The sequence below is a fragment of the Arthrobacter sp. CP30 genome (genome assembly GCF_053470025.1).
This window is the reverse complement of sequence record NZ_JBQEMM010000001.1, coordinates 97464-120698: the sequence shown is the minus strand read 5'-3', so window position 1 is coordinate 120698 and position 23235 is coordinate 97464. Positions and strand designations below refer to the sequence as shown.

Sequence of the window (23235 nt, the reverse complement as noted above, 5' to 3'; positions counted from 1 at the left end):
CGTGCAGGAGTCCTTCCTGGCCCCGCACCACGACGGGTCGCCGCTCTACGTCCCGCAGCAGTCACCGTCGCTGGGGGAGGAGCTCGTGATCCGCATCCGGGTCCCCGCCCTCTGGGGGCGCCCCGTACGCGTGTTCGTCCGGTCCCTGCGCGACGGCGAAGCGCACTACGACGAGGCCCGGGGGCCGTCCGCAGGGAACGACGACGCCGCGTGGTCGTGGTGGGAAGCGCGCGTCACCGCCGTGAACCCGACGCTGCGGTACCGCTTCCTCCTCGAGCTGCCGAGCGGGGACGGGCCGGTCCACCGCTGGCTCGGCGCCGTCGGGATCTCGACCACGGACCCGGCCGACCGGGACGACTTCCGGATCGACTGCCGTCCGGCGCCGCCGGGCTGGGTGCAGGATGCCGTGGTCTACCAGGTGTTCCCGGACCGGTTCGGCCGGTCCGCGGACGGTCCGCCCCACGACGCGGTGCCGCGGGACCTGCCGGAGTGGGCGGTCGGGTGCGCCTGGCACGAGCCGGTCCAGCCGCACGGCGGGCTCACGCCCCGTCAGGTCTACGGGGGGACGCTCGACGGCGTCCGCGAGCGGCTCGATCACCTCGCCGACCTCGGCGCGAGCGTCCTCTACCTCACCCCGTTCTTCCCCGCCCGTTCCAACCACCGCTACGACGCGACGACCTTCGACGTCGTCGACCCCCTCCTCGGCGGCGACGAGGCGCTCGTCCGCCTGGTCGGGGCGGCGCACGAGCGCGGTATCGCCGTCATCGGGGACCTGACCGTGAACCACACGGGCGATGGCCACGACTGGTTCCTGCAGGCACTCGCCGATCCCGCGAGCGCGGAGGCGGACTTCTACTACGTCAGCGACGACGGCACGGAGTACGCGAGCTGGTTCGGCGTCCCGAGCCTGCCGAAGCTCGACTGGTCCTCGGCCGAGCTGCGGCGCCGGTTCGTCGAGGGCCCGGATTCCGTGGTGGCGCGGTGGCTGCTCCCGCCGTTCGGCCTCGACGGGTGGCGCATCGACGTGGCCAACATGACCGGCCGCCACGGGGCCGAGGACCACAGCCGGGAGGTCGCCGCGCTCATCCGGGGCACCATGGACGCCGTGCGGCCGGGCCTGATGCTGATCGCGGAATCCACGGGTGATGCCACGGAGGACCTCGCGGGCCGTGCATGGGACGGCGGCATGACCTACTCCCACTTCACGCGGCCGCTCTGGCAATGGCTGAGCCGGGGGGCGGGCGCGACGGCGGACCTCAACTTCTTCGGCACACCGGTGCGGGGTGTCCCCCGGATCGAGGGCCGGGACCTGGTGTCCACGCACACCGCCCTCGCCTCGGGTTTCTCCTGGCGGGTCCGGACCCAGACCCTGACCGCGCTGAACACGCACGACACCGCGCGGGCCGCGTCCGTCATGGTCGCGGGCGGACCGGCCGTCGGGCTGGTGCTCGCCTGCTTCCTCCCCGGGCTGCCCACCCTGTTCGCCGGCGACGAGTTCGGCCTGTCCGGAGTCAACGGCGAGGACTCCCGGACGCCCCTGCCCTGGGGGGCGGCCGACGGTGCCTCCGGGAGCCTGAGCGCCCACCTCCGGTCCCTCACCGCGCTCCGCGAGGCTTCCCCCGCCCTGCGGCAGGGGTCGGTGCGATGGCTCGCTGCGGACGCGGACGCCGTCGTCCTCCTCCGCGAGCACGAGGAGGAGTGCGTGCTCCTGGTCGCGGCGCGGGCCGACTACGACGGCGTCCGGGTCCCGTCCGGGCTCCTGCCGGGGAGCTGGGCCGATGCGGAATCGATCGGCCTGCGCCTGCCCGGCGGCGGAGTCGTCACAGGCACCGACGGCCTCGTGTTCTCCGGGCAGGGTCCGGGGGCGCAGGCGTGGCGCCTCCCCGGCACCGGCCCCGGCGGTCGGGACCGCTGAACGCCGTCGTGCCCGTCCGGACCGGGTGCGGTCCTGGGGTCAGCGATGTGCGGAGAGCGGGCGTGCAGGGTGCGCGGCGAGCGCCCGGTGCGCCCTCAGGAAGCCGTCGGCCACGTCCCAGGCGGCGATGATCACGACGGCGGCGACCACGATGCCGCCCGCCGTCCACCCGCCTCCCGCTGCGACCGCCGGATCCCACCCCACGGCGTCGGTGAAGGCCGGATTGAGCACCCGGCCGCCGGCCCACAGCAGGAGGGCAGGCACGGCGAACGCGAGCCCCAGCACGAGGTTGACCACTGCGGACCACCAGGACCAGCCTCGTCGATAGACCCGGAGGGCGAAGAGGGCTTCGGCGGCGATCAGGCCGAGGAACCACGGGATCCAGAAGGACCACAGTGCCGGGTCGAGCAGCGGGACGGCTCCGCCGGCCTCGTCCCGGACCACCGAGCGGAGCTGCTGCCAGACGATCGCGCCGGCGAACAGGCCGAGGAACACCAGGGAGGCGATGAACTCGGGCAGGCGTGCGCTCCGGTCGTGGTCGGGCAGGTCGGGCAGGCGGTCGACGGTCCACTCCATGGTGCCGTCGGTGGTCCCGCTGCGTTCCAGGACGACGAACAGCAGGGTGGTCCAGAAACCGATGTGGACCGTGGCGGTGATCGCCGTGGACACCGCGCTGCCGATCGCACCGCCGATGCTCCCGGTGGTGAGCAGCTGGACGACCAGGACGGCCACCGTCGCGAGGGGGACGACGATGAGCAGGACGGTCCTGAGGATCCTGAGCCAGTCGAGGTAGTAGCGGGGTCCGATCAGCGTGAGTGGTCGGTCGACGTAGTCCGCGGCGAGCCGTTCCGGATCCCCCAACTCGGAGAGTGCGTCCCGTTCGGCGGCTGCGGGATCGTGGCGGGTGGCGGTCCGCGCCTCGACGGCGCCCTCGATCAGGTCCCTGATGTCGAGTTCGAGATCCGGCCGTTCGGATTCGGGAACGGTGCGGACAGCGGCCCAGATGTAGCGGTCGGTCAGGCTGGTCATGGTTCTTCCCCTTCGGAGAGGCGATGCAGTGATGCGGTCAGCCGATCCCAGTCGTCGGTGAGGAGTGCGGCGAGGTCGTCGCCCGCCGGGCTCGTCCGGTAGAACTTCCTGGGACGGGACTCGGCGGTGTTCCACTCGCTGACCAGCAGCCCTTGCTTCTCGAGGCGGCGGAGGAGTGGGTAGAGCGTGTTCGCGTCGACCTGGATGCCCAGGACGTCGAGTGACTCGAGGAGCGAATAGCCGTAGTCGGGCGTTCGCAGCCGGGTGAGGCAGGCCAGGACGACGGTTCCCCGCCGCAGTTCCTGCAGGTGCCCTGCAGCGAGGTCGTCGTCTCTTCTCATGACGAGAACAATACTGTGTGACGCACAGTATTGGAAGAGGCACGATGAAGCGCGGGAGTCGGAAGCGTCGGGAGCCCACCCCTGCCCCGTCCTCGGGTCCGGGTGGAATTTGTCGGAGGACGAGGGCAGACTGGAGGAATGGCAGCCACTCCGGATCAGCACCGTGCTTGAGGTTCTCGTCGAGACCCTGGCGGTCGGTGCCGGGGTGCTCGCGACCATCGGAGCGGGAACGGGCATCGCCGGCTGGCTCGTGGTGCGGAAGGTCAGGCGCTCGCGCGTCATCGAGCGCACCCGGGACCGCGGTATGCTCGCGGCCCGCGCGTACGCCCCGGACCGGCTCACGCGTGAACCCGCACGGCTCATCGGCGAACTCAAGCGGTCTTCGCGCGCCACCCACCTCGCGCTGCAGGAAGCCTCCGAACAGGGGCGGCCGGTCGGGGACCTGCCGCGGGCCGCAGCGGAGATCGACCGGGCAGCGGCCTCCCTCGAGAACATGCTGCGCACCGCGGACCGGGAGCCCAACCGGCAGCTCAAGGAGGAGTTGACCACCGATCTCGCCGCCCAGGCCAAGGCCCTCGACGAGCTCTCGGCGGAACTGCGCCGCAGCCTGCTGAAGACCTCGCGGTCCATCGACACCCGCCAGCTCGATCAGGCCACCACCCGTCTCCGGGGAGAGATCTCGGCCATGGGGACCTGGCGGGACACCTACGGGAACCGCCCGGACTGGTGATCGGTTCAGTCTGGGAGGGACGACACCACTTCAGCGACCACCGGGGGTCCACGTGACGATCAGACGGCGTATCACGCGCATCGTGAAGGCCAACCGCAGTGCCGCCGTGGAGGCGAAGCAGGACCCGCGCGTCGAGGCACAGAACGCTCAGGCGGCGCAACGCACCCTGCTCGACCAGGCGCGGCGGGGCGCTGCCGACGTCGCCGCCCACCACCACCGGGTGGGGCTGGCCGCGAACGAGGCGGCGGCCTACCTCAACCGGGTGGAAGCCGCCGTGGCTGCGGCGGTCCGGCGTGGGGACGACGACGCCGCCCGTGCCGCCATCCGGGAGTCCATGACGGCGCGGCGACGCCTCGACACCCTCACCGCCCAGCTCCGCGAGGCCGAGCAGCAGGCCCGGCGGCTCCACGAGGACGTGCAGCGGCTGGAACACCGCGTCCGGCAGAACGCGATGGAGTACGACGCGATGGTCGCGCGGCGTGCGGCGGCACAGGCCGCCATCGGCGTCCACGAGGCCCTCGCATCCTCCTCCCGTGAGGCCGCCTCGATCGAGGCGGCCCGCCGCAGCGCCGAGCTCGAGGTCCGCCGCTTCGAGGCGCAGGCCCGGGCGCGCGAGGAGCTGTCCTGGTCCGACCCGTCGTCGCCCCGGCTCCAGCAGGCGTTCGAGGAGCTGGAGGCGGAGGCGTCCGTGCAGCAGCAGCTCGACGAGCTGAAACGTCGGGACCACCGGGGCGGTCCGCCGGCGCAGTACTGAGCGCGCTGCGCCCTCCCGCGCCCTGTGCCGGAGGGGATCGAAGGGCCGGACGGCCCGGTATCCGCTGCCCCGGGGACGGTCGGAGCCCGTTGCTACAGTGAGCCCATGACTGAACTCAGCGGTACCCACGTCCTGGTCGTCGGCGCCACCGGTGTGCTCGGCGCGGAGCTGGCACGCCAGCTTGCCGCCCAGGGCGCGCAGCTCACCCTCTCGGGCCGGTCGGAGGAGAAGCTCGCGGTCCTCGCCGGCGACCTGGGGGAGGCCGTCGTCGGGCAGGTGGCCGCCGATCTCGGCAAGCCCACGGGGCCGGCCGACGTCGCCGCTGCGGTGTACGGGCGGGAACTCCACGGCGTGGTGTTCGCCTCCGGCGTCGTCGCCTTCGGTCCTGCTGTGGAGGTGGACGACGACACCCTCGACGAACTGATGCTCGTGAACCTGCTCGGCTACATGCGGCTGATGCGCGAGGTGGCGCCGAGGCTCGGCAAGGACTCCTTCATCGCCCAGATCAGTGCCGTCGTCGCCGAGAGCCCCACCGCGGGGATGGCCGCCTATTCCGCGACGAAGGCCGGCCTCAGTGCCTACGGGAAGGCGCTGACCCTCGAGCTGCGTCGGCAGGGCGTACGCGTGCTCGACGCCAGGCCACCCCACACGGAGACCGGTCTCGCCACGAGGCCGATCGCCGGCGAGGCGCCGAAACTGCCGCAGGGCAAGGATCCCCGATCGGTCGCCGGGCGCATCATCACGGCCATCGTCGAGGGTGAGCGCGACCTGCCGTCGTCGGCCTTCTGACCCGCCCTGTCCGTGGCGCCGGCGCTGTCGGCGTCACGGTTCGGACCACCCCGGACGGCCGTTCGCCGTGGCCTGTCCCACGCTCGCGGACGTGCCCTGCGCAGGCGGTCCCCCCGACTCCCGCGCCCCGGCGGCGGCCTACGTCCGGAGGATCAGCACCGAGGTGGCCGCGGTGCAGACTAGGCCGAACAGTGCTGCCACCGCGCACCACGGTGTCCGCATCCCGTCCGTCGGGGCGCAAACGGTCAGGTGCCCGCTGTGCTGCGGCGGCCGGTGAGGGTCCCGACGGACTGGACGAGGGACCAGCCCAGCAGCACGAGCCCCGACCCGACCCCCGAGACGACGCCGACGAGGACGGCGTCGCGCGTCGAGAAGGCCAGCACCAGCCCGATCACGCCGAGGGCTGTCATCGCCGTCGCGATCGCGACCAGCTGACGCCGGCCCTCCGGCCACAGCCGCGCCAGCGGGAAGAAGTGCACGCCCACCACCAGGGCGATCCAGCCCAGCGCTGCGGCGGGTTCCACCTGCCGGAGCACGGCGAGGCCACCGAAGAGCGCGAGGGCCTCGATCAGGACCACGAACCAGTAGAACCGGGTGAATCCGGCGGGTCGGGCGCGCCCGGCCCGCCGGAGGTCCTGTGCGGTCCGCAGGAACCCGAGGACCACGACGACGAACGCGGCCACGGCGGCGGCCCTCAGGGTGGTGGCGAGGACGACCGGCAGCCCGGTGGCGTTCACGAGGACGAACACCAGGCCGAACGATGCCCCGATGAGGTGGCCGACGAAGGTGGGGGAGCGGTAGGTCATGTGAAGTCCTGTACTTTCTTCCAGCCGGAATCGACGGCATGCCGGGCTGTGACGGATCGGCGGTCGCGCACGGCGATATCGAGGGCATCGCGCCCGTTCTGGTCCTCGGAGTCGGAGTAGAAGTGCAGGGTCCTGGCCCCCCTGGAGGTCTCCACCGCGACCAGCATCCCGCGGATGCCGAGGGACCTGACCAGCGTGTCCTCGAGTTCGTCGAGCCCGGCCACCGCTCCTGGCGCCGGGAGCCCCTGCTCGTCGGCGTCGAACACCGCGCGGACGGTGGTGTGCAGGTCGAAGCGAGGATGGTCGATCCACCGCAGGGGGCGCAGGACACGCACGGTCACCGGTGCGCCGCTCCCGTGCCGGCCCTGCAGGACGAGCCAACCGGGCTCGGGCAGGGTCCGGGCGAGATCCCGCACGCGTCCGGGCACCTCGGCGGCGGGGATGCTGTCGACGACGTCGTGCACGATGCAGTCCACGCGTCGCACCCAGCGCTCGACGTCGTCCTCGCCCAGCAGCCACTCGAGGAGCAGGACGCACAGTCCGTGCTCGTCGTCCCACTGGCCGGTGAACCCGGGGTGGTGGACCGACAGGATGAAGCCGTCGCCGGCCCGGGTCGCCGCAGCGTGGACGCGCGTGCGGCGCAGGTCGAAGGTCCTGCCGCGATAGGTGATGGTGGAGTCGAGCATGTCCGGCTTCGCGCTCCGGGCGGGGACGAACTCCCAGCGCCTGCCGGCCGGTGGCGATGCGCGGTACCAGCGCTCGGCCACGGGGCGGAGCGCCGCGTCACCGCCGCTCGAGACGCAGAGCGTGTGCTCCGCGTCCGTGCCCGTCCTGGTCTCCCACTCGAGTCCCCTGGCCATCGCCCGGACGCGACGCGTCATGACGTCCACGTAGGCGTCGAAGTCGCCGGCCCGGGTCGCGGTGGTCAGCAGTTCCTCGCCGTCGTCCGCCCACCAGTCCCAGAAGGCGCTGATCGCGTCCCCGCCGGCCCTCCGGCGGCTGAAAATACCCATGTCCCTGCGTCCCCTGGTCGGCGTCCGGGATCGTCCGGCTGCTCCAGCGAATCTACCCGTGTCCGGCGGGTGGCGGGGAGCCGGGCACGGCGTGTTGACCAGCGCGGCCGGTGCCCCGTGTCACCTGAGCGGATGTGCGCCGGGAGCTCCCCGCAGCGCGACGACGGCGAGGAGTCCCGCGGCCAGGCACAGGGCAGCGGCGAACCCGGCGACGCCCGGCCAGCCGTACGACCCGAAGAAGAGACCGCCGACCCAGCCGAGGACGCTCGAACCGGCGTAGTAGCCGGCGTTGTAGAGACCCGCGGCCTGGGCGCGGCCCGCGGTGGCGAGCAGCGGCGTCCACCCGGACGCGACGGAATGTGCGGCGAAGAACCCTCCCGTGAAGACCACGAGCCCGACGACCACGAGCGGGAGCAGGTCCGAGAGCGTCACGGCCAGCCCGACGAGCATCACGGGGAGCGCCGAGAGGAGGACGGGGAGGCGTCCGACACGGACACTGATGCCTCCCGCGAGACGGGACGTCGCGGTGCCGGAGAGGTACGCGAGGAACAGCAGGCTGACCAGCGAGGCGGGGAGCAGGAAGGGCGGAGCCTCCAGCCGGAAAGCCAGGTAGTTGTAGACCGCCACGAACCCGCCCATCAGGAGGAACCCCTGCGCGTAGACCGCCAGCAGGCGGGACGACCGGAGATTCACGAGGACGCGCGCGGCCAGGGACGGTCCCCGACCCCGCAGGACGGGGACGAAACCCCGCGCACGGGGCGCGAGGAGCACGAAGGCCGCCGCGGCAGCGCCGGCCATGGCGCTGACCGCGAGCACCCCCGCCCGCCAGCCGAGAAGATCCCCCACCGGCCCGGCGACCAGCCGGCCCGCGAGTCCGCCGAGCGTGGTTCCCGCGATGTACGTTCCCGCAGCGACGGCGGCATGCATCCGCTGCACCTCCTCGAAGAGGTAGGCGAGCGCCGTCGCAGGCACCCCGCCCAGCATGACCCCCTCGAGGAACCGGAGGACGATCAGCGCCTCGAAGGTCGGCGCCAGCGCGGCCAGGAGACCGAGGACGACGGCGCCACCGATGGCCCACGCCATGGTCCTGCGGCGCCCGGCCCGGTCGGCGACGGCCGACCACGGGATGACGGCGCCGGCGAGGCCGAGGGTCGCCGCCGACACGGTCAGTGCGGCGCCGGCTGCCGACACCCCGAACTCCGCGGCGACGCCGGTGAGCACGGCCTGCAGCGAGTAGAGCTGGGCGAAGGTCGCCAGCCCGGCGAACAGCAGGGCCAGGAGGATCCGCCGGTAGGCGGGGGAGTCCCTGGCGTGGCCCGCCCAGGCCCCATCCGTCATGCGCGACGGTAGGCGAGGTCGAAGACCATCCGTCCGGCCGCGATCGCCTTGTTCTCGAAGCTGGTCAGGGTGCGGCCCTCGAAGCGCGGGGCCCAGCCGCCACGCTCGTCCGTGCCCTCGTTGACGCCGGTGTTCCCGGTGCTCACCGGGTCCCTGCCCGCCCGGACGGGAGCACCGCCCACCACTGCCTCCACGCCGCTCGCCCACACCTGCGTGAGCGGGCTCTCCGGGCCCGTGCGCTCGCCGGCGTGCAGGTTCACGAAGTCCCCGCTCGCCTCCAGGACCTCGCGCATCTGGACGGCGTAGCTGGACCAGTCCGTGGCGAGCCGGAAGACGCCGCCCGGTTCGATGACGCGCGCGGCACGCTCCACGTAGTCCTCCTTCACCAGCCGGCGTTTGTGGTGGCGGGCCTTGTGCCACGGGTCGGGGAAGAAGGTCCACAGTTCCGCGACGGACGACGCCGGGATCATGCCGGTGAAGGCCTCCGCGGCGTTCACCTGCGCGGTCCGCACGTTGGTGAGGCCTCTCTGGCTGATGCGCAGCATGGTCTGGGCGAGCCCGGGACGGTACACCTCGAGGGCGAGGTAGTCGCGATCCGGATCGAGTTCCGCTGCATGCGTGATGGCCTCGCCGAGGCCGGACCCCACCTCGACGACCAGGGGAGCCGAGCGCCCGAAGGCGGCGGCGACGTCGAGCACGAAACCCGGTGCCACCGAGGTGTCGGCGTTCTCGATCCGCGGGACGTCGATGAGGAACGCCGCTGCGAGATCGTCCCATGCCTCGCGGCGCCTGCCCTGCAGGCGGGACCCCCGGCGGACGAAGGACACGGGTTGGGTGCGGTGCGGCTGGTCGGGGTTCTGTTCTCGAGGCTCCATCGCCCCCAAGGCTACCGGCTGCACCTCATACGGCCGGGGTCGGACGCCTCCCGTCCGAGGCCAGCCGGGAGATGGCGAGCTGGGCGTAGATCGCGGCGCCGTCGGCCAGGATGCCGTCGTCGAACACCGCGTACGGCGAGTGGTTGAAGGGCGAGCCGGACGGGTCGGCGCCCGGCGCGACGGCCGAGAGGAAGAGGAAGGAACCGGGTACCGCCTCGAGGATGCGGGAGAAGTCCTCCGAACCGCTCATGGGTTGCGGCATGGTGAGGTACCGGTGGGCGCCGAACAGGGCGCCCACCTGCGCCTCGGCGTGTGCAGTCTCGTCATGGTTCGTGACCGTCACCGGGTATTCGTGGAGGTACTCGATGTCCGCCTCGAGGCCGTGCGCGGCCGCGATGTGCCGGACGAGTCGCGGAGCGGCCTCGGTCATGCGATCACGGTTCGCCGCCGAGTAGGTCCGGACCGTCGCCTCGATCCGCGCCGTCTCCGGGATGATGTTCCGCTGCGTCCCGGCACGCAGCACGCCGACGGACAGCACCACGGGGTCGAACATGTCGAACTGCCGCGTGATCATGACCTGCAGCTGCGTGACGATCTCCGCCGCCACGGTCACCGGGTCCTTCGCCGAATGGGGCGAGGATCCGTGGCCGCCCGCCCCGCGGACGGTGACCAGGAGCCCGTCCGATGCCGACATCAGTGGGCCGCTGCGGCTCGCGAGCACCCCCGTGGGGAGCAGGGAGGACACCACGTGGATGCCGTAGGCGGCGTCGGGCTTCCTGCCGGCTGCGTCGAGGACGCCTTCGCGGATCATGACGCCGGCGCCGTCGTGCCCCTCCTCGCCCGGCTGGAACATGAGCACGACGTCGCCCGGGAGCTCGCTTCGCCGCTCGGCGAGCAGGGTCGCGGCGCCGGCGAGCATCGCGGTGTGCAGGTCGTGGCCGCAGGCGTGCATGGCGCCGTCGACCTCCGAGCTGAAGGGCACGCCCGTGGCCTCCTGCACCGGGAGCGCGTCCATGTCGCCGCGGAGGAGGACCACGGGTGCAGCACCCGCGGCCGCCCGGCCGGCTCCGCCGCGGAGGACGGCGGTGACCGACGTCGTATCCGTCCCGAGGGTGATCTCGTAGGGGAGTCCGTCGAGCGCCTGCAGGACCTTCTCCTGCGTCCGCGGGAGGTCGAGCCCCAGCTCGGGTTCGCGGTGGAGCCGGTGCCGGAGATCGGCGATGTCACCGGAGAGTGCCCGCGCGTCCTCGAGCAGGGTGTCTGGGGACAGGGTCATGGGTTCCTCCTGGCAGGGGCTGCGGCACTGGTGCTCCCACCCTCGCAGATGAGCGCACCGCTGGCGAGACGCCGGCTGCGCGGCTCACCGCGTCGGTGCACCGCCGGGGTATCGCGCCCCCGACGGCACACCGGTCCGGGCTCTCCCGCATCCGGTCGCGGGCACCTGTCAGGTGACCGGGACTTTTCGGGAGAAGAGTTTCTGCAGCAGGATGAAGGCCAGCAGCAGGGCGCCGATCACGATGCGTGTCCACCAGGAGCTGAGGGTGCCCTCGTAGGAGATGAACGTCTGCACGATGCCGAGGATGAGGACGCCAGCGAGGGAGCCGAGCACGTACCCGTAGCCGCCGGTGAGGAGCGTCCCGCCGACCACGACCGCCGCGATCGCGTCCAGTTCGAGCCCCGTGGCCGCGAGACTGTATCCGGAGAGGCTGTAGAAGGAGAAGAGGACGCCGGCGACCGCCGAACACAGCCCGCTGATCCCGTAGACGAGCACCTTCGTGCGGGGTACGGCCAGTCCCATCAGGAGGGCGGAGGATTCTCCGCCGCCGATGGCGTAGACGGTGCGTCCGAACCGGGTCTGGTGCAGGACGTAGAAGGCGAGGGCGACCACGAGGAGTGCGATCACGACGCCCGGGGAGATGAACATCCTTCCGCCGAGGGGGATGCGGGCCTGGGCCATGGCCGTGAAGAAGGGATCGGTGACGGTGATCGAATCGACGCTGATCACGTAGCAGAGACCGCGGGCGAGGAAGAGCCCGGCCAGGGTCACGATGAAGGGCTGGATCTCGAAGACCTGGATGACGAGGCCCATGAGGAGTCCGAAGGTTGCCCCGGTCAGGAGGACCAGCGCGATGACGGCGATCGGGTTCCAGCCCGCCTGCAGGAGGGCTGCGGCGATCATCATGGAGAGGGCGACGACGGACCCGACGGAGAGGTCAATTCCTCCGGTGAGGATCACGAAGGTCATGCCCACGGCGAGGACGATGAGGAACGTGTTGTCGACGAGGAGGTTGAGGAAGACCTGACCGGACAGGAAGCCGGGATACATGACCGCGCCGGCGGCGAACATCGCCAGGAACAGGCCTACGGTCGCCAGGGTGGGGGCGTAGCGCGCCTTGCCTTGGAGCAGGCTGATGCGGGTCCGGTTCAGCGGTGCGGGGGTCCGGGTGACGACGGACATCAGATGGCCACCTTGACGTCGGAGGTCGCGGTGACGGGTCGTCTGCGTTGCTTGAGCAGGGTCCGGGCCCGGCTCGACTGCAGCAGGCACACGATGATCACGACCAGGGCCTTGAACACCAGGGTGACCTCCGGGGGGATGCCGAGCGTGTAGACGGTGGTGGTCAGCGTCTGGATGATGAGTGCTCCGATCAGGGTGCCGACGAGGCTGTACCGACCGCCGGCCAGCGAGGTCCCACCGATCACGACGGCGAGGATGGCGTCCATCTCGATGTAGAGGCCGGCATTGTTGGCGTCCGCGGCCGTCACGTTGGAACTGATCATGAGGCCGGCGATGGCGGCGCACAGTCCGCTGAACACGTAGACCGCCATCGTGATGGTGCGCGCGTTCAGGCCGGCGAGGCGGCTGGCGACCGGATTGATCCCGACGGCCTCGATGAGGGTTCCGAGGGCGGTGCGCCGGGTCAGGAGCCCGGCGGCGAGGAAGGCCGCTGCGGCGATGAGGATGGAGATGGGCAGGCCGAGGACGAAGCCCGCCCCGATCGACTGGTAGGAATCGTTGGACACGGAGATGATCTGCCCGTCGGTGACGAGTTGTGCCAGACCCCGCCCGGCCGTCATCAGGACGAGGGTCGCGATGATGGGCTGGATGCCGACGACGGACACGAGGAACCCGTTCCACAGGCCGAGGACCAGCCCTGCCACCACGGCCAGGGCCACCGCGACCGCTGCGGCCCGCAGCGAGGAGGGGTCCGGGGACGTGTAGATGTAGGTGCAGGAGACGGCGCCCGCGATGGCGGCGACAGCCCCTACCGAGAGATCGATCCCGCGGGACGCGATGACGAGAGTCATCCCGAGGGCGATGAGGATGATCGGTGCTCCGTTGCGGAGGATGTCGATCAGGCTGCCGTACAGGTGGCCGTCCTGAAGGCGGACGGACAGGAAATCGGCGCGGAACACCTGATTCAGGAGGAGCAGGAGGACCAGGGCGAGGACCGGCCAGGTCAGGCGGTGCTTCAGCAGCGCGTTCATGCGGCTGATCCGGCGATGATCGTCATGACGTCTTCCATGGTGACTCCGTCGTTGGGTAGGTCGGCAACCATGCGTCGCTCCTTGAGGACGGCGATGTGGTCGCTCAGGCGCAGCACTTCCTCGAGTTCCGCGGAGATGAAGATGATCGACATGCCATCCCCGGCGAGGGTGCTGATGAGTTTCTGGATCTGCGTCTTGGCGCCGATGTCGATCCCGCGGGTCGGTTCGTCGAGGATGAGGAGCTTCGGGTTCGTGATCAGCCAGCGTGCCAGGAGGACCTTCTGCTGGTTCCCGCCGCTCAGGTTGCGGATCAGTGCGTCCTTGTCGGCGGGTCGGATGTCCAGCGCGCCGATGAACTTCTCGGTCAGCTGATCCTGCTGATGGGCCGGGATCCTCCTCAGCCACCCCTGGCTGGCCTGCATCGCCAGGACGAGATTGTCCCGGACCGAGAGGTCGCCGATCAGCCCCTCCTCCTTGCGGTTCTCGGAGGAGAACGCGATGCCGTGGTCGATGGCGGACCGGGGTGACCTCAGGGTCTGGGCGGTTCCCCTGATGGTGAGCTGTCCCTGGTCCGCGCGATCCGCTCCGAAGAGGAGTCGGGCGGTCTCCGTCCGGCCCGATCCCAGGAGACCGGCCAGACCGAGGATCTGTCCCTTGTACAGGGCGATGTCGACGTTGCCGACGGACCCCTTCCGGCCCAGCTTCTCCGCCAGGAGGAGCGGCACGGCGTCGGTCCTGTCCGGCCGCGTACGGACGTCCGATCGGTCGAGCTCCGTCAGGGCGTCGAGTTCCTTGCCCATCATCTTCGAGATGAGCGACATGCGGGGGAGCTCCCTCGTCATGAACTCACCGACGAGCCTGCCGTTGCGCAGCACCGTCATGCGGTCCGAGATCTCGTACACCTGTTCGAGGAAGTGCGAGACGAAGAGGATGGCGACGCCGTGGTCCCGCAGGGAGCGGATGACCGCGAAGAGCTGCTGCACCTCCTCCGTGTCGAGGCTGGAGGTCGGCTCGTCGAGGATCAGCACCTTCGCATCCACCTGGACCGAGCGGGCGATCGCGACCAGTTGCTGGATGGCGATGGAGTGCGAGGAGAGCACGGATCCGGGATCAAGGTGGCCGAGATTCAGCCGCTCGAGGACGGCCCTGGCCCTGCGGCGCACCTCCTTCCAGTGGATACCTCCCCTGCGGCGCGGTTCCCTGCCGAGGAGGATGTTCTCCTCGATCGAAAGATTCGGGCAGAGATTGACCTCCGGGTACACCGTGCTGATGCGCGCGTCCTGTGCTTCGGCCGGGGCGGCGAATCGATGCTGCTCCCCGAGGACGGTGATGGTCCCGCTGTCGATCGCGTACACGCCGGTCAGGGCCTTGATCAGCGTCGATTTGCCGGCACCGTTCTCTCCCATGAGCGCGTGGACCTCGCCCTGGAACAGTCGGAGATCGACGCCGTCCAGGGCCTTGACCCCCGGGAACTCGATGGAGATGCCGCGCAGGTCCACGACGGGGACGATCTCGTTCATTCAGCTGTCTTTCCCTTGCGGGATGCGGTGGGCGAGGCCCACCGCATCCCTGGTGTCGTCGACGTGTGGGTCCATGTCGTGGTGTCGGAGGCGGTCGGTTCAGTACTCCCGGCTGGCGAGGACTTCCTTCGCCTGTTCCGGTGTGAAGGCCGACTCCTCGGTCACGACCCGCTCGGGCACCTCCTCGCCCGCCACGACCTTCGCGGCGAGGTCCATCAGCTGCTCACCGAGCAGCGGGTTGCACTCGACGATGTAGTTGATCTTCCCGTCGGCCAGTGCGGTCATGCCGTCCTTGACGGCGTCGACGGTGATGATCTTGATGTCCTTTCCGGGTACTTTCCCGGCAGCCTCGATGGCCTCGATCGCGCCGAGCCCCATGTCGTCGTTGTGGGCGTAGACGACGTCGATGTCGGGGGTGTTCTTGAGGAACGCCTCCATGACCTGCTTGCCTCCGCTGCGGGTGAAGTCGCCGGTCTGGGACTGCACGATCGTGAGGTCCGGATCCGCCGCGATCGCAGCCTCGAAACCTTCCTTGCGGTCGATGGCGGGCGCCGCACCCGTGGTGCCCTGCAGCTCGACGATGTTGATGGGGCCGTCGGTCGACGCCGAGTCCTCCACGAGCCAGTCGCCGGCCTTCTTGCCCTCCTCGACGAAGTCCGAGCCGAGGAACGTCTTGTAGAGCGATGTGTCCGAGGAGTCGACTGCGCGATCGGTGAGGATGACGGGGATGCCGGCGTCCTTCGCTTCCTTGAGCACCGTGTCCCAGCCCGATTCGACGACGGGGGAGAAGGCGATGACATCCACCTGCTGCTGGATGTAGGAGCGGATCGCCTTGATCTGGTTCTCCTGCTTCTGCTGGGCATCGGAGAACTTGAGGTCGACGCCGGCCTTCTCGGCGGCGTCCTGCACGGATTTCGTATTGGCGGACCGCCACCCGCTCTCGGCTCCCACCTGTGCGAATCCCATGGTGATGCCGTCACTCGATCCGCCGCCGGCTCCGGTGCCGGCGTCGGTGCCGCCGCCGCAGGCGGTGAGGGCGAGGGTCGTCGCTGCGACGACCGTGACGAAAGTCTTCTTGAGCACTGCTGCCTCCTGGATCTGGGGACCACAGCAAGGGCATCTGCACCTTCATTGCTGCGCGGGGCTCCGTGCCCTGTGGTCGATTGTGAACGCTAACAATTCGACGGTCAAGTGATTTGTGTCACGTTTTGGACTCGTGCCGTCACGGCTCGCCCCTCCATCGATGTAGACCCCTCCAGCCTGTAGGGTCGGGTCAGAAATCGTGGGGCGGACGGAGGAAGGAGGTCCCGTGGCAGCGGCGACGACACCGCGGAGCCCCAGCCTGACCGATGTCGCCTCCCTCGCGGGTGTCTCCCACCAGACCGTGTCGCGGGTGGTCAACCGGAGGCCGAACGTCAGCGACGCCACCCGGCGGAAGGTCCATGCGGCCATCCTCGAGCTCGACTACCGGCCCAACGCTGCCGCCCGGTCACTCGCGACGGGCAGGACCCACTCGATCGGGGTCCTCGCGGGCGAACTCTCGCAGTACGGACCCTCGAGCGTCCTGATGGGGGTCCAGGACGCCGCGCGTCGTGCAGGCTATTTCCTGACCGTGGTCACCCTGAAGGACTACTCCGCGCCGACGGTGGACGAGGCGCTGAGTGATCTGCTCGATCACGGCGTGGAGGGCGTCATCGCGCTCACGCCGCACGTCTCTGCGCTGGAGGTGCTGGCCACGATGCAGTCGGGCATCCCGATGCTGACCGTCGGGGGAGGCGGTCATCGCGGCGGGGACGTGGCCCTGGACCAGGAGAATGCGGCTGCGAGTGCGGTCGAGCATCTCGTTGCGCTCGGACACCGGCGGATCGCGCACCTGGCCGGGCCCGCCGACTGGGTGGATGCGCAGCGGAGGCTCGCAGGCTGGCGGTCGGCGCTCGCGCGCCACGGGCTGGCTGAGGGGCCGCTGATCCACGGTGACTGGAGTGCACGATCGGGCTACGATGCGGGCCTCGGCGTGGAGCTCGGACGACTTCCCACGGCGTTCTTCGTCGGCAACGACCAGATGGCGCTGGGACTGTTGAAGGCCCTCAGGCAGCGCGGCTGTGAGGTGCCGCGCCAGGTGAGCGTGATCGGCTTCGACGACGTTCCCGAGGCCGAGTACTACGAGCCGTCCCTCACCACGCTCCGGCAGGAGTTCCACGATCTCGGTCGCCGCTGTATCGACGAGCTGCTCGGTGTGCAGGCGCTCGGTGCAGGAGGATCGCTCCAGCCCCGGCTGATCGTCCGGTCGAGTACAGGGCCGGTCCGAGCAGGCGACGACGGCGGTGGCCCGGAGCGGGTCCCCATGCAGGGGTGAGCCGGGAGTGCTGATAAACTGGACCTACTTGCCTGCGCACGGCGTACCATCAGCCAGTTCAGCGCGCAGCCTGCGTCGATAGAACGCATTCTTTTGTCCCGCACACAGCTCCCGGAATCGTGAGCGCGGTGGACACTGTCTGACTTTTCTTCGGCGAACCCCTGCGCCAACCGGCGCCGGGGAAGATGAGAAGAAAGTTCGTGTACTTCACATGACTACTTTTGCTGCCCTCGGTGTGCCCAAAGCGCTGGTCGAGAACCTCGCCGCGCAGGGGATCACCGAACCATTCCCCATCCAGGTCAAGTCCCTCCCGGACTCCCTCGCCGGGCGCGATGTCCTCGGACGCGGCCGCACCGGCTCGGGCAAGACCCTGGCCTTCGCCCTCCCCATGGTCTCCCGCCTCGCCGAGCAGGAAGCGGCGTACCGCCGCAAGCCGGGACGACCGCTGGCCCTCGTCCTCGCTCCCACGCGTGAGCTCGCCACCCAGATCAACGCTACCGTCGAGCCGCTCGCGAAGCAGCTCGGCCTCAACACCACCGTCATCTACGGCGGGGTGTCCCAGCAGCGCCAGGAGAAGGCCCTGCGCGCGGGCGTCGACATCGTCATCGCCTGCCCGGGCCGCCTCGAGGACCTGATGCGCCAGCGGCTCATCTCGCTCGAGTCCGTGGAGATCACCATCCTCGACGAGGCGGACCACATGGCCGACCTCGGCTTCCTGCCCGTCGTGAAGAAGCTCCTCGACACCACGCCGAAGGACGGCCAGCGCCTGCTCTTCTCGGCCACGCTCGACAACGGCGTGGACAAGGTGGTCAACCGGTACATGACCAACCCCGTCACCCACTCGGTGGACGACCCGCAGGCCGCGGTCACCACCATGGAGCACCACGTGCTCATGGTCGGCGACCAGACCCAGAAGAAGCAGCTCATCGTGCAGCTCGCCTCGGGTACCGGGCGCCGCCTGCTGTTCATGCGCACCAAGCACCATGCCCGCAAGCTCGCGAAGACCCTGACCGACGCCGGCATCCCGGCCGTCGACCTCCACGGCAACCTGTCGCAGAACGCCCGCGACCGCAACCTCGCGGAGTTCTCCACGGGCGACGTCCGCGTGCTCGTCGCGACCGACGTCGCTGCGCGCGGCGTCCACGTCGACGACGTCGAGCTCGTCGTGCACGTGGACCCGCCCACCGAGCACAAGGCGTACCTGCACCGCTCGGGCAGGACGGCCCGGGCAGGGTCCTCGGGAACGGTGGTCACGATCACCCTGCCCGAGCAGAAGTCCGAGGTCCACAAGCTCATGAAGGCTGCCGGGGTGGATGTCGCGTTCGAGACCGTGCGGGCGACCTCGCCGCTCGTGCTGACCCTCACGGGCGACATCGCCGAGAAGATCGATCCGCGGACGCGTGCGGCCCTCCTCGCCCAGCGCGAGACGGTGCGCGGCGAAGGCACCTCGACCGGCGCGAACGCCGAGCGGAAGCGCGCGCGTCGCGGGTCCGCGTCGCCGTCGGCCGGTGGACGCGGTGGTCGCGGTGGGCGCGGACGCGTCTCCGCCGAGCCGCAGTCGGCCCAGGGCAACCGGGCCGAGCGCCGTAAGGACCAGCCCCAGGCGCCGCGCTTCGGCTCCGATGCCGGTGCAGGGGCCAAGGCCGGGGGCTCGCGCCGCCGTTCGGAGGAGCCCCGTACGGCATCGGAGACGTCGACGCGCAGCCGGCGTCCCGCCTCCGGGCAGCGCGTGGGCGACGCCGTCCGCTGGTCCAGCACGTCCGCGCCCGCCGCGGGCGGCCAGCGCAGCCACGCGCCGTCCTCCGCCCCGCGCGCCGAGGGTGCCCGCCGTCCGGCCGGCTCCCGCAGGGCCAGCGCGCCGGCATCGAACGACCGCCGGACCCGCTAGCACCGGCCGCGCGAGGAGGGACCGTACCCACCGGGTACGGTCCCTCCTGCGTTCCGGGTGAGTGCGCGGCGTACCGTGTGCGGAACAATGGTGGGATGAACGCACTCCTGAACGTCATCTGGCTCCTGTTCGGCGGCATCTGGCTCGCGCTCGGCTACTTCCTCGCGGGGATCGTCTGCTGCCTCCTGATCGTGACCATCCCGTTCGGCATCGCCTCGTTCAGGATCGGCGTCTACGCCCTGTGGCCCTTCGGGCAGACCGTCGTCCACCGGGGCGGCAGGGTCACGGCCGTATCGAGCATCGGCAACGTGATCTGGCTGCTGGTCGCCGGGATCTGGATCGCCATCGGTCATGTGCTCACCGCCATCCCGATGTTCGTCAGCATCATCGGCATCCCCCTCGGGATCGCCAACCTGAAGCTGATCCCGGTGTCCCTCGCACCGCTCGGCAAGGTCATCGTCCCCTCGTCGGGAACCTATCTGCCGACCTACCGCTGATCCTGCGGCGGCGCGACGCCGGACCGATCGACGTGTCAGGTGCGGCGTGACGCGTGCCCTGCGGGACGTGGTCCGCGACGACCGTGCCGTCCATCACCTTCGACGGCCCTGACGTGCGGGTGCTCGTCGAACGACGAAGGGGCCGCTGCGCCGATGGCTGCAGCGGCCCCTGGCCCTGTCCTACTCCGCTCCGCTGACCGCCGAGGATCCGCCGGAGCCGTGCTGGCCGGGCTTGTCGGCGTTCTTGAGGAGATCGCCGAGCAGGCCGATGATGTCCAGCCCGGTGGTGTCCTTGACCATCTGGGTGGTCTGCTGGACGCCGCTCGTGACGTTCTTGCTGAGCTGGCTCGCGCCGTCGGTGGAGACGACGGTCATGGTGTCGATGGCGGACATCGGCGCCGCGATCTCCCGCGCCATCGACGGCAGGACCTCGAGGACCTTCGACAGGATGGCTGCCTGGTTGAACTGCTTGTAGGCCTCGGCCTGGGCCGCGATACCGGCTGCTTCCGCCTTGCCGCGTGCCTCCGTGGACTGCGCCTCGGCAGCACCGCGCGACGCGATGACCGCCGCCTCCGCGCGGCCCTTCGCCTCGTTGATGGCGGCCTCCGCGTTACCGCGCGCGGTGTTCGCGGCGGCGTCCGCCTCTGCCGCGACGCGGTCACCTTCGGCGCTGAGCTTCCGCTTGGCGAGGTCGACGCGTGCTTCGATCTCGGTGGCCTCCGAGGCACGGCGGCGCTCTTCGAGCTTCGCATCGGCCTGCTGGATGAGCCGGTACTTGTCGGCGTCCGCGGGCTTGCGGACCTCGGTGTCGAGCTCGCGCTCGCGCAGTTCCGCACGCCGCAGGGCGACCTGCTGCTCGCGGATGATGACCTGTTCGTTCTGCTCGGCCTGGGCCAGGGGACCGGCGGCGTCCGCACGTGCCTGGCGGGCGTCGGCGGCTTCCTTCAGTTCGGCCCGACGGATGGTCAGCTGCTGCTGCGCCAGGGCGACCTGCTCGTCGGAGATGGCGCGGGCCTGCTCCGATTCCTGCACCGAGCGGGCTTCGGCGATCTTCGCGTTGCGCTCCGCGGATGCGGCCTCGGGGCGCCCGAGGTTCTTCAGGTAGCCGGAGTCGTCGTCGACGGACTGGATCTGGAAGGTGTCGATCTCCAGGCCCTGGTTGTGCATGGAGTGCTCCGCCTCCTCCTTCACGCTCTTGGCGAAGGTGGCGCGGTCGCGGATGATCGACTCGACGGTCAGGGTTCCCACGATCGACCGCAGCGAGCCCGAGAGCGTCTCCTGGGTGTAGTGGTCGATGGCGTCCTGCTGGTTGAGGAAGCGCTGTGCGGCCTTGCGGACCGCGTCGGCGTCCCCGCCGACCTTGACCTGGGCCACGCCGGTGAGGTGCAGCTTGATCCCGTTGAGCGAGATGCCCTCGATGCGGAGGGACACCTGGCGCGACGCGAGCGAGAGCGGGTACGCGCGCTGCGCGAAGGGATTGATGAACACGCGGCCGAAGACGACGCGCTGGCTGTCGACGTCGGGCTGGCCCTTGTTGTCCTTGGACGAGATGATCAGCGCCTGGTCGGGACTGGCGATATGGAGAGCCATTTTCGCGAGGATCGCCACGACGATGAGGACGATGACGAGGACGATGGCGCCGATGACGAACGGTATGAAGGAGAAATCCACTGCGACCCTTTCAACGGTCAACTGCTGGAATTGCGGAAGGCGGGACACGACACCGCCGGGAACCTCAACCTATGCGATGCATGATGCTTCTCTGACCCCCAAGCCGTGAAAGTGGATAAACCGTTACCTGCCCGGGATCAGGACCCCGCGCCGGCCAGGAACGCCTGCATGAGCGGTCCGCCCGAGGTGGATCCGAGCTCGCCCTCCTCGACGAAGACGGCCACGGCGAGGTCGCCCTGGATCGCGACGACCCACGCGTGCGTCCGCGGCGGGGTCTCGCTGCCGAATTCGGCGGTACCCGTCTTGGCCAGGACCGGCTCCCCGGGGACGTCCTGGAGCAGTTGAGCGCCGCCCTGCTCCACGACGGCCGCCATGAGCGTCTTCAGGGTCGCCGATTCGGCGGCGGTGAAGGCGGAGGGCGCGGCCTCTTCGTCGGCGGAGGACGACGGCGGGGTGGCTGGAGGGTCGGACGACGGGGTACCCGACGCCCCGTCCGTCGGCGACACCGCGGCATCGGTCGGGGCGTCGGAGGCGGCCGCATCCGCCGACCCGGGATCGAGCTCCGTCGATTCGCCCTCCGCGAGCAGCGTGGGCGTCACGCGAACCCCGGCGCCGACGGACGCCGCCATGGTGGCGAGCGTCAACGGGGAGACGAGGACCTCGCCCTGGCCGATCATGGCAGCGGCGTGAGCGGTCCCCTCGGCCTCGGTGGGCACGGATCCGAAGAACGCCGGCGTGCCGATGGACGCCTCCACGCCGATCCCGAGGTCCGATGCCGCACTCGCGAGCTCCGCCTGCGTGATCTCGTCCCGCGCCGCGATGAAGCCGGTGTTGCAGGACTGCGCGAAGGTCTCGAGCAGCGGGATGGTCCCGATGAACTGCGCGGGGAACGTCCCCGCGTTGTTGAACCGGCGGCCGTCAACGGTCACCTCCTCGGAGCACTCCGTGGGTGACTCGGGCGTGAAGTCCTGCCGGAGCAGCGCGAGGCTCGTGGCGATCTTGAAGGTGGATCCCGGCGGGTACTGGCCGAGCAGCGCCGTCTGCAGGCCCTCGCTGCCCGGTCCGTTCGCTGCGGCGAGGATCTCGCCCGTGCTGGGCCGGACGGCGACGATCGACGACGCCGAGGGTTCGTCGGCGAGGACGTCCTCCCCGAGGCTCTGGAGGCGCGGATCGAGGGTCGTGGCGAGATCCTCCCCGTCGACGGCGGGCTTCTCGAAGAGCCGCTGCGAGGGGGTGCCGGGTGTCTCCGCCGGCACGGCGTCCACCGCGAGGCCCGGCGTGCCGGCGAGCTGCTCGTTGTGCTGCAGCTGCAGTCCGCCGAGGCCGGTGATGTCGCCTGCCCGGACGGCGCCGTCGGACTGCTCGACGAGCTCCTCCGTGGCCTCGCCGACGCTGCCGAGCAGTTCCCTGGCGAAGGTGCGGGTGGGTGCGAGTTCGAGGGTGTCCGCCTGGCGCAGCGCCCCCGGGACGGCGTCGATCTGCGCGTCGGTGACGGTGCGCGTGGCGTCGTCCCGCAGGACGAGGGCGACGACGAAGGCCTCCGCTCCCGCCTCCGCCACCTGCTGCTCGTAGGTCGCGGGATCGAGCTCCAGCAGGGTGGCGAGGGCCCGGGCCGAGGCCGCCTGCTCCGCCTCCGGTACCTGCAGCTTGTCGATGCCGACGCGGATCACGGGTCGCTGCGTCACGATGACCTCGCCGCCGGCCCCGGTGATGTCGCCGCGGTCACCGGGCACGCTCGTCAGGGTGAGCTTCTCGCCGGGCAGCAGGTCCGGGACGAAGACCCGCGGCTCCCACGCGGCCTGCCACACGTCCTCGACGCGCGTGAGGTCCGCCGTCGTGCTGTAGGTCCAGTCCTCGTCGCTCTCGTCGAGGTCCCACGCGTAGTCGAGGGTCGCCGTCGCGGTGTCCTCGCCCGTCTCCTCGACGCCGGAGACGGAGACCTGCGGTGCTCCCGGGGCGAATCCCTCGGTGATCGCAGCAAGCTGGCCCGTGATCTCGGCGGGCTGCGCGGAGGCGAAGGCGGACTGTGCGACGTCCAGCTGCGCGAGGCCGTCGGCGAGGGTGCGTGCCGCGTCCTCGGCCGTGGGGCGGTCGTCGGTGCAGGCTGCCAGCGTGAGGGCGAGGACTGCGGTCGTCAGGACGGCCGTGGCGCGGTGAAGGTTCCCCATCGGGCCCATTATGTCGGAGAAGCGCGGATGTGCCGTCCCGGACCTGCCGTACCGTC

General features: G+C 70.6%; 20 protein-coding genes. 7 read left to right on the top strand and 13 right to left on the bottom strand.

What is annotated here, in order from left to right; genetic code table 11:
* The first annotated feature begins 1 nt into the window (after window position 1).
* Complete coding sequence (locus ACTIMO_RS00530; protein WP_448181126.1) at window positions 2-1915, top strand: alpha-amylase family glycosyl hydrolase; 1914 nt, start codon at window positions 2-4, stop codon at window positions 1913-1915.
* Window positions 1916-1954: 39 nt separating this feature from the next.
* Here the strand turns inward: ACTIMO_RS00530 and ACTIMO_RS00525 are convergent, their stop codons facing one another.
* Together ACTIMO_RS00525 and ACTIMO_RS00520 are read right to left on the bottom strand one after the other, a co-directional pair.
* Window positions 1955-2944, bottom strand: a complete 990-nt coding sequence (locus ACTIMO_RS00525) for a permease prefix domain 1-containing protein (RefSeq protein WP_448181125.1) — start codon at window positions 2942-2944, stop codon at window positions 1955-1957.
* On the bottom strand, window positions 2941-3285 hold the full coding sequence (locus ACTIMO_RS00520; protein WP_448181124.1) for a PadR family transcriptional regulator: 345 nt from the start codon (window positions 3283-3285) through the stop codon (window positions 2941-2943). The genes ACTIMO_RS00525 and ACTIMO_RS00520 overlap by 4 nt, the downstream gene beginning before the upstream one ends.
* A 163-nt stretch (window positions 3286-3448) precedes the next feature.
* On the opposite strand from ACTIMO_RS00520, the gene ACTIMO_RS00515 reads away from it, so the two are divergent.
* The 3 genes from ACTIMO_RS00515 to ACTIMO_RS00505 all read left to right on the top strand — a co-directional run bounded on the left by ACTIMO_RS00515 (window position 3449) and on the right by ACTIMO_RS00505 (window position 5558).
* Window positions 3449-4015: a hypothetical protein gene (locus ACTIMO_RS00515; protein WP_152812849.1), complete on the top strand. Its 567-nt coding sequence runs from the start codon at window positions 3449-3451 to the stop codon at window positions 4013-4015.
* A gap of 52 nt (window positions 4016-4067) precedes the next feature.
* On the top strand, window positions 4068-4769 hold the full coding sequence (locus ACTIMO_RS00510) for a PspA/IM30 family protein (RefSeq protein WP_055767310.1): 702 nt from the start codon (window positions 4068-4070) through the stop codon (window positions 4767-4769).
* A 105-nt stretch (window positions 4770-4874) separates the two neighbouring features.
* Complete coding sequence (locus tag ACTIMO_RS00505; protein ID WP_448181123.1) at window positions 4875-5558, top strand: SDR family NAD(P)-dependent oxidoreductase; 684 nt, start codon at window positions 4875-4877, stop codon at window positions 5556-5558.
* A 245-nt stretch (window positions 5559-5803) separates the two neighbouring features.
* On the opposite strand, the gene ACTIMO_RS00500 is transcribed toward ACTIMO_RS00505, so the two are convergent.
* The 9 genes from ACTIMO_RS00500 to ACTIMO_RS00460 all read right to left on the bottom strand — a co-directional run bounded on the left by ACTIMO_RS00500 (window position 5804) and on the right by ACTIMO_RS00460 (window position 15682).
* The gene (locus ACTIMO_RS00500) at window positions 5804-6364 is read right to left on the bottom strand and encodes a hypothetical protein (protein WP_055767316.1); all 561 of its coding nucleotides are present in this window, start codon (window positions 6362-6364) and stop codon (window positions 5804-5806) included.
* The gene (locus ACTIMO_RS00495) at window positions 6361-7377 is read right to left on the bottom strand and encodes a hypothetical protein (protein ID WP_448181122.1); all 1017 of its coding nucleotides are present in this window, start codon (window positions 7375-7377) and stop codon (window positions 6361-6363) included. Before ACTIMO_RS00495 ends, ACTIMO_RS00500 begins: the two co-directional genes overlap by 4 nt.
* A 120-nt stretch (window positions 7378-7497) precedes the next feature.
* Window positions 7498-8715, bottom strand: coding sequence for an MFS transporter (locus tag ACTIMO_RS00490; RefSeq protein WP_448181121.1), 1218 nt, complete (start codon window positions 8713-8715; stop codon window positions 7498-7500).
* A complete protein-coding gene (gene trmB / locus ACTIMO_RS00485; protein WP_055767325.1) occupies window positions 8712-9590 on the bottom strand; it encodes a tRNA (guanosine(46)-N7)-methyltransferase TrmB in 879 nt (292 codons plus the stop codon). The genes ACTIMO_RS00490 and trmB overlap by 4 nt, the downstream gene beginning before the upstream one ends.
* Before the next feature lie 25 nt (window positions 9591-9615).
* A complete protein-coding gene (locus tag ACTIMO_RS00480; RefSeq protein ID WP_422390641.1) occupies window positions 9616-10866 on the bottom strand; it encodes a M20 metallopeptidase family protein in 1251 nt (416 codons plus the stop codon).
* Between the two features lie 168 nt (window positions 10867-11034).
* Window positions 11035-12048, bottom strand: a complete 1014-nt coding sequence (yjfF, locus tag ACTIMO_RS00475) for a galactofuranose ABC transporter, permease protein YjfF (RefSeq protein ID WP_448181120.1) — start codon at window positions 12046-12048, stop codon at window positions 11035-11037.
* Window positions 12048-13079: an ABC transporter permease gene (locus ACTIMO_RS00470; RefSeq protein WP_448181119.1), complete on the bottom strand. Its 1032-nt coding sequence runs from the start codon at window positions 13077-13079 to the stop codon at window positions 12048-12050. Before ACTIMO_RS00470 ends, yjfF begins: the two co-directional genes overlap by 1 nt.
* Complete coding sequence (locus tag ACTIMO_RS00465) at window positions 13076-14599, bottom strand: sugar ABC transporter ATP-binding protein (protein WP_448181118.1); 1524 nt, start codon at window positions 14597-14599, stop codon at window positions 13076-13078. The genes ACTIMO_RS00470 and ACTIMO_RS00465 overlap by 4 nt, the downstream gene beginning before the upstream one ends.
* 99 nt (window positions 14600-14698) lie before the next feature.
* Window positions 14699-15682 carry an ABC transporter substrate-binding protein gene (locus ACTIMO_RS00460; protein ID WP_448181117.1) on the bottom strand — a complete coding sequence of 328 codons (984 nt, stop codon included), beginning with the start codon at window positions 15680-15682 and terminating at the stop codon, window positions 14699-14701.
* Window positions 15683-15908: 226 nt separating this feature from the next.
* Here ACTIMO_RS00460 and ACTIMO_RS00455 point away from each other — a divergent pair, with 226 nt between their 5' ends.
* The 3 genes from ACTIMO_RS00455 (at window position 15909) to ACTIMO_RS00445 (ending at window position 19340) form a co-directional block, all read left to right on the top strand.
* Window positions 15909-16955, top strand: a complete 1047-nt coding sequence (locus tag ACTIMO_RS00455; protein ID WP_448181116.1) for a LacI family DNA-binding transcriptional regulator — start codon at window positions 15909-15911, stop codon at window positions 16953-16955.
* Window positions 16956-17166: 211 nt separating this feature from the next.
* Entirely contained in the window at window positions 17167-18843 is a 1677-nt protein-coding gene (locus ACTIMO_RS00450; protein ID WP_055767348.1) for a DEAD/DEAH box helicase, read from the top strand.
* Window positions 18844-18938: 95 nt separating this feature from the next.
* Entirely contained in the window at window positions 18939-19340 is a 402-nt protein-coding gene (locus tag ACTIMO_RS00445; protein WP_422390637.1) for a YccF domain-containing protein, read from the top strand.
* Window positions 19341-19520: 180 nt separating this feature from the next.
* Here ACTIMO_RS00445 and ACTIMO_RS00440 read toward each other — a convergent pair whose 3' ends face one another.
* Together ACTIMO_RS00440 and ACTIMO_RS00435 are read right to left on the bottom strand one after the other, a co-directional pair.
* Window positions 19521-21011, bottom strand: a complete 1491-nt coding sequence (locus ACTIMO_RS00440; protein WP_055767355.1) for a flotillin family protein — start codon at window positions 21009-21011, stop codon at window positions 19521-19523.
* Between the two features lie 137 nt (window positions 21012-21148).
* Complete coding sequence (locus tag ACTIMO_RS00435; protein ID WP_448181115.1) at window positions 21149-23179, bottom strand: penicillin-binding transpeptidase domain-containing protein; 2031 nt, start codon at window positions 23177-23179, stop codon at window positions 21149-21151.
* Window positions 23180-23235 lie beyond the last annotated feature (56 nt).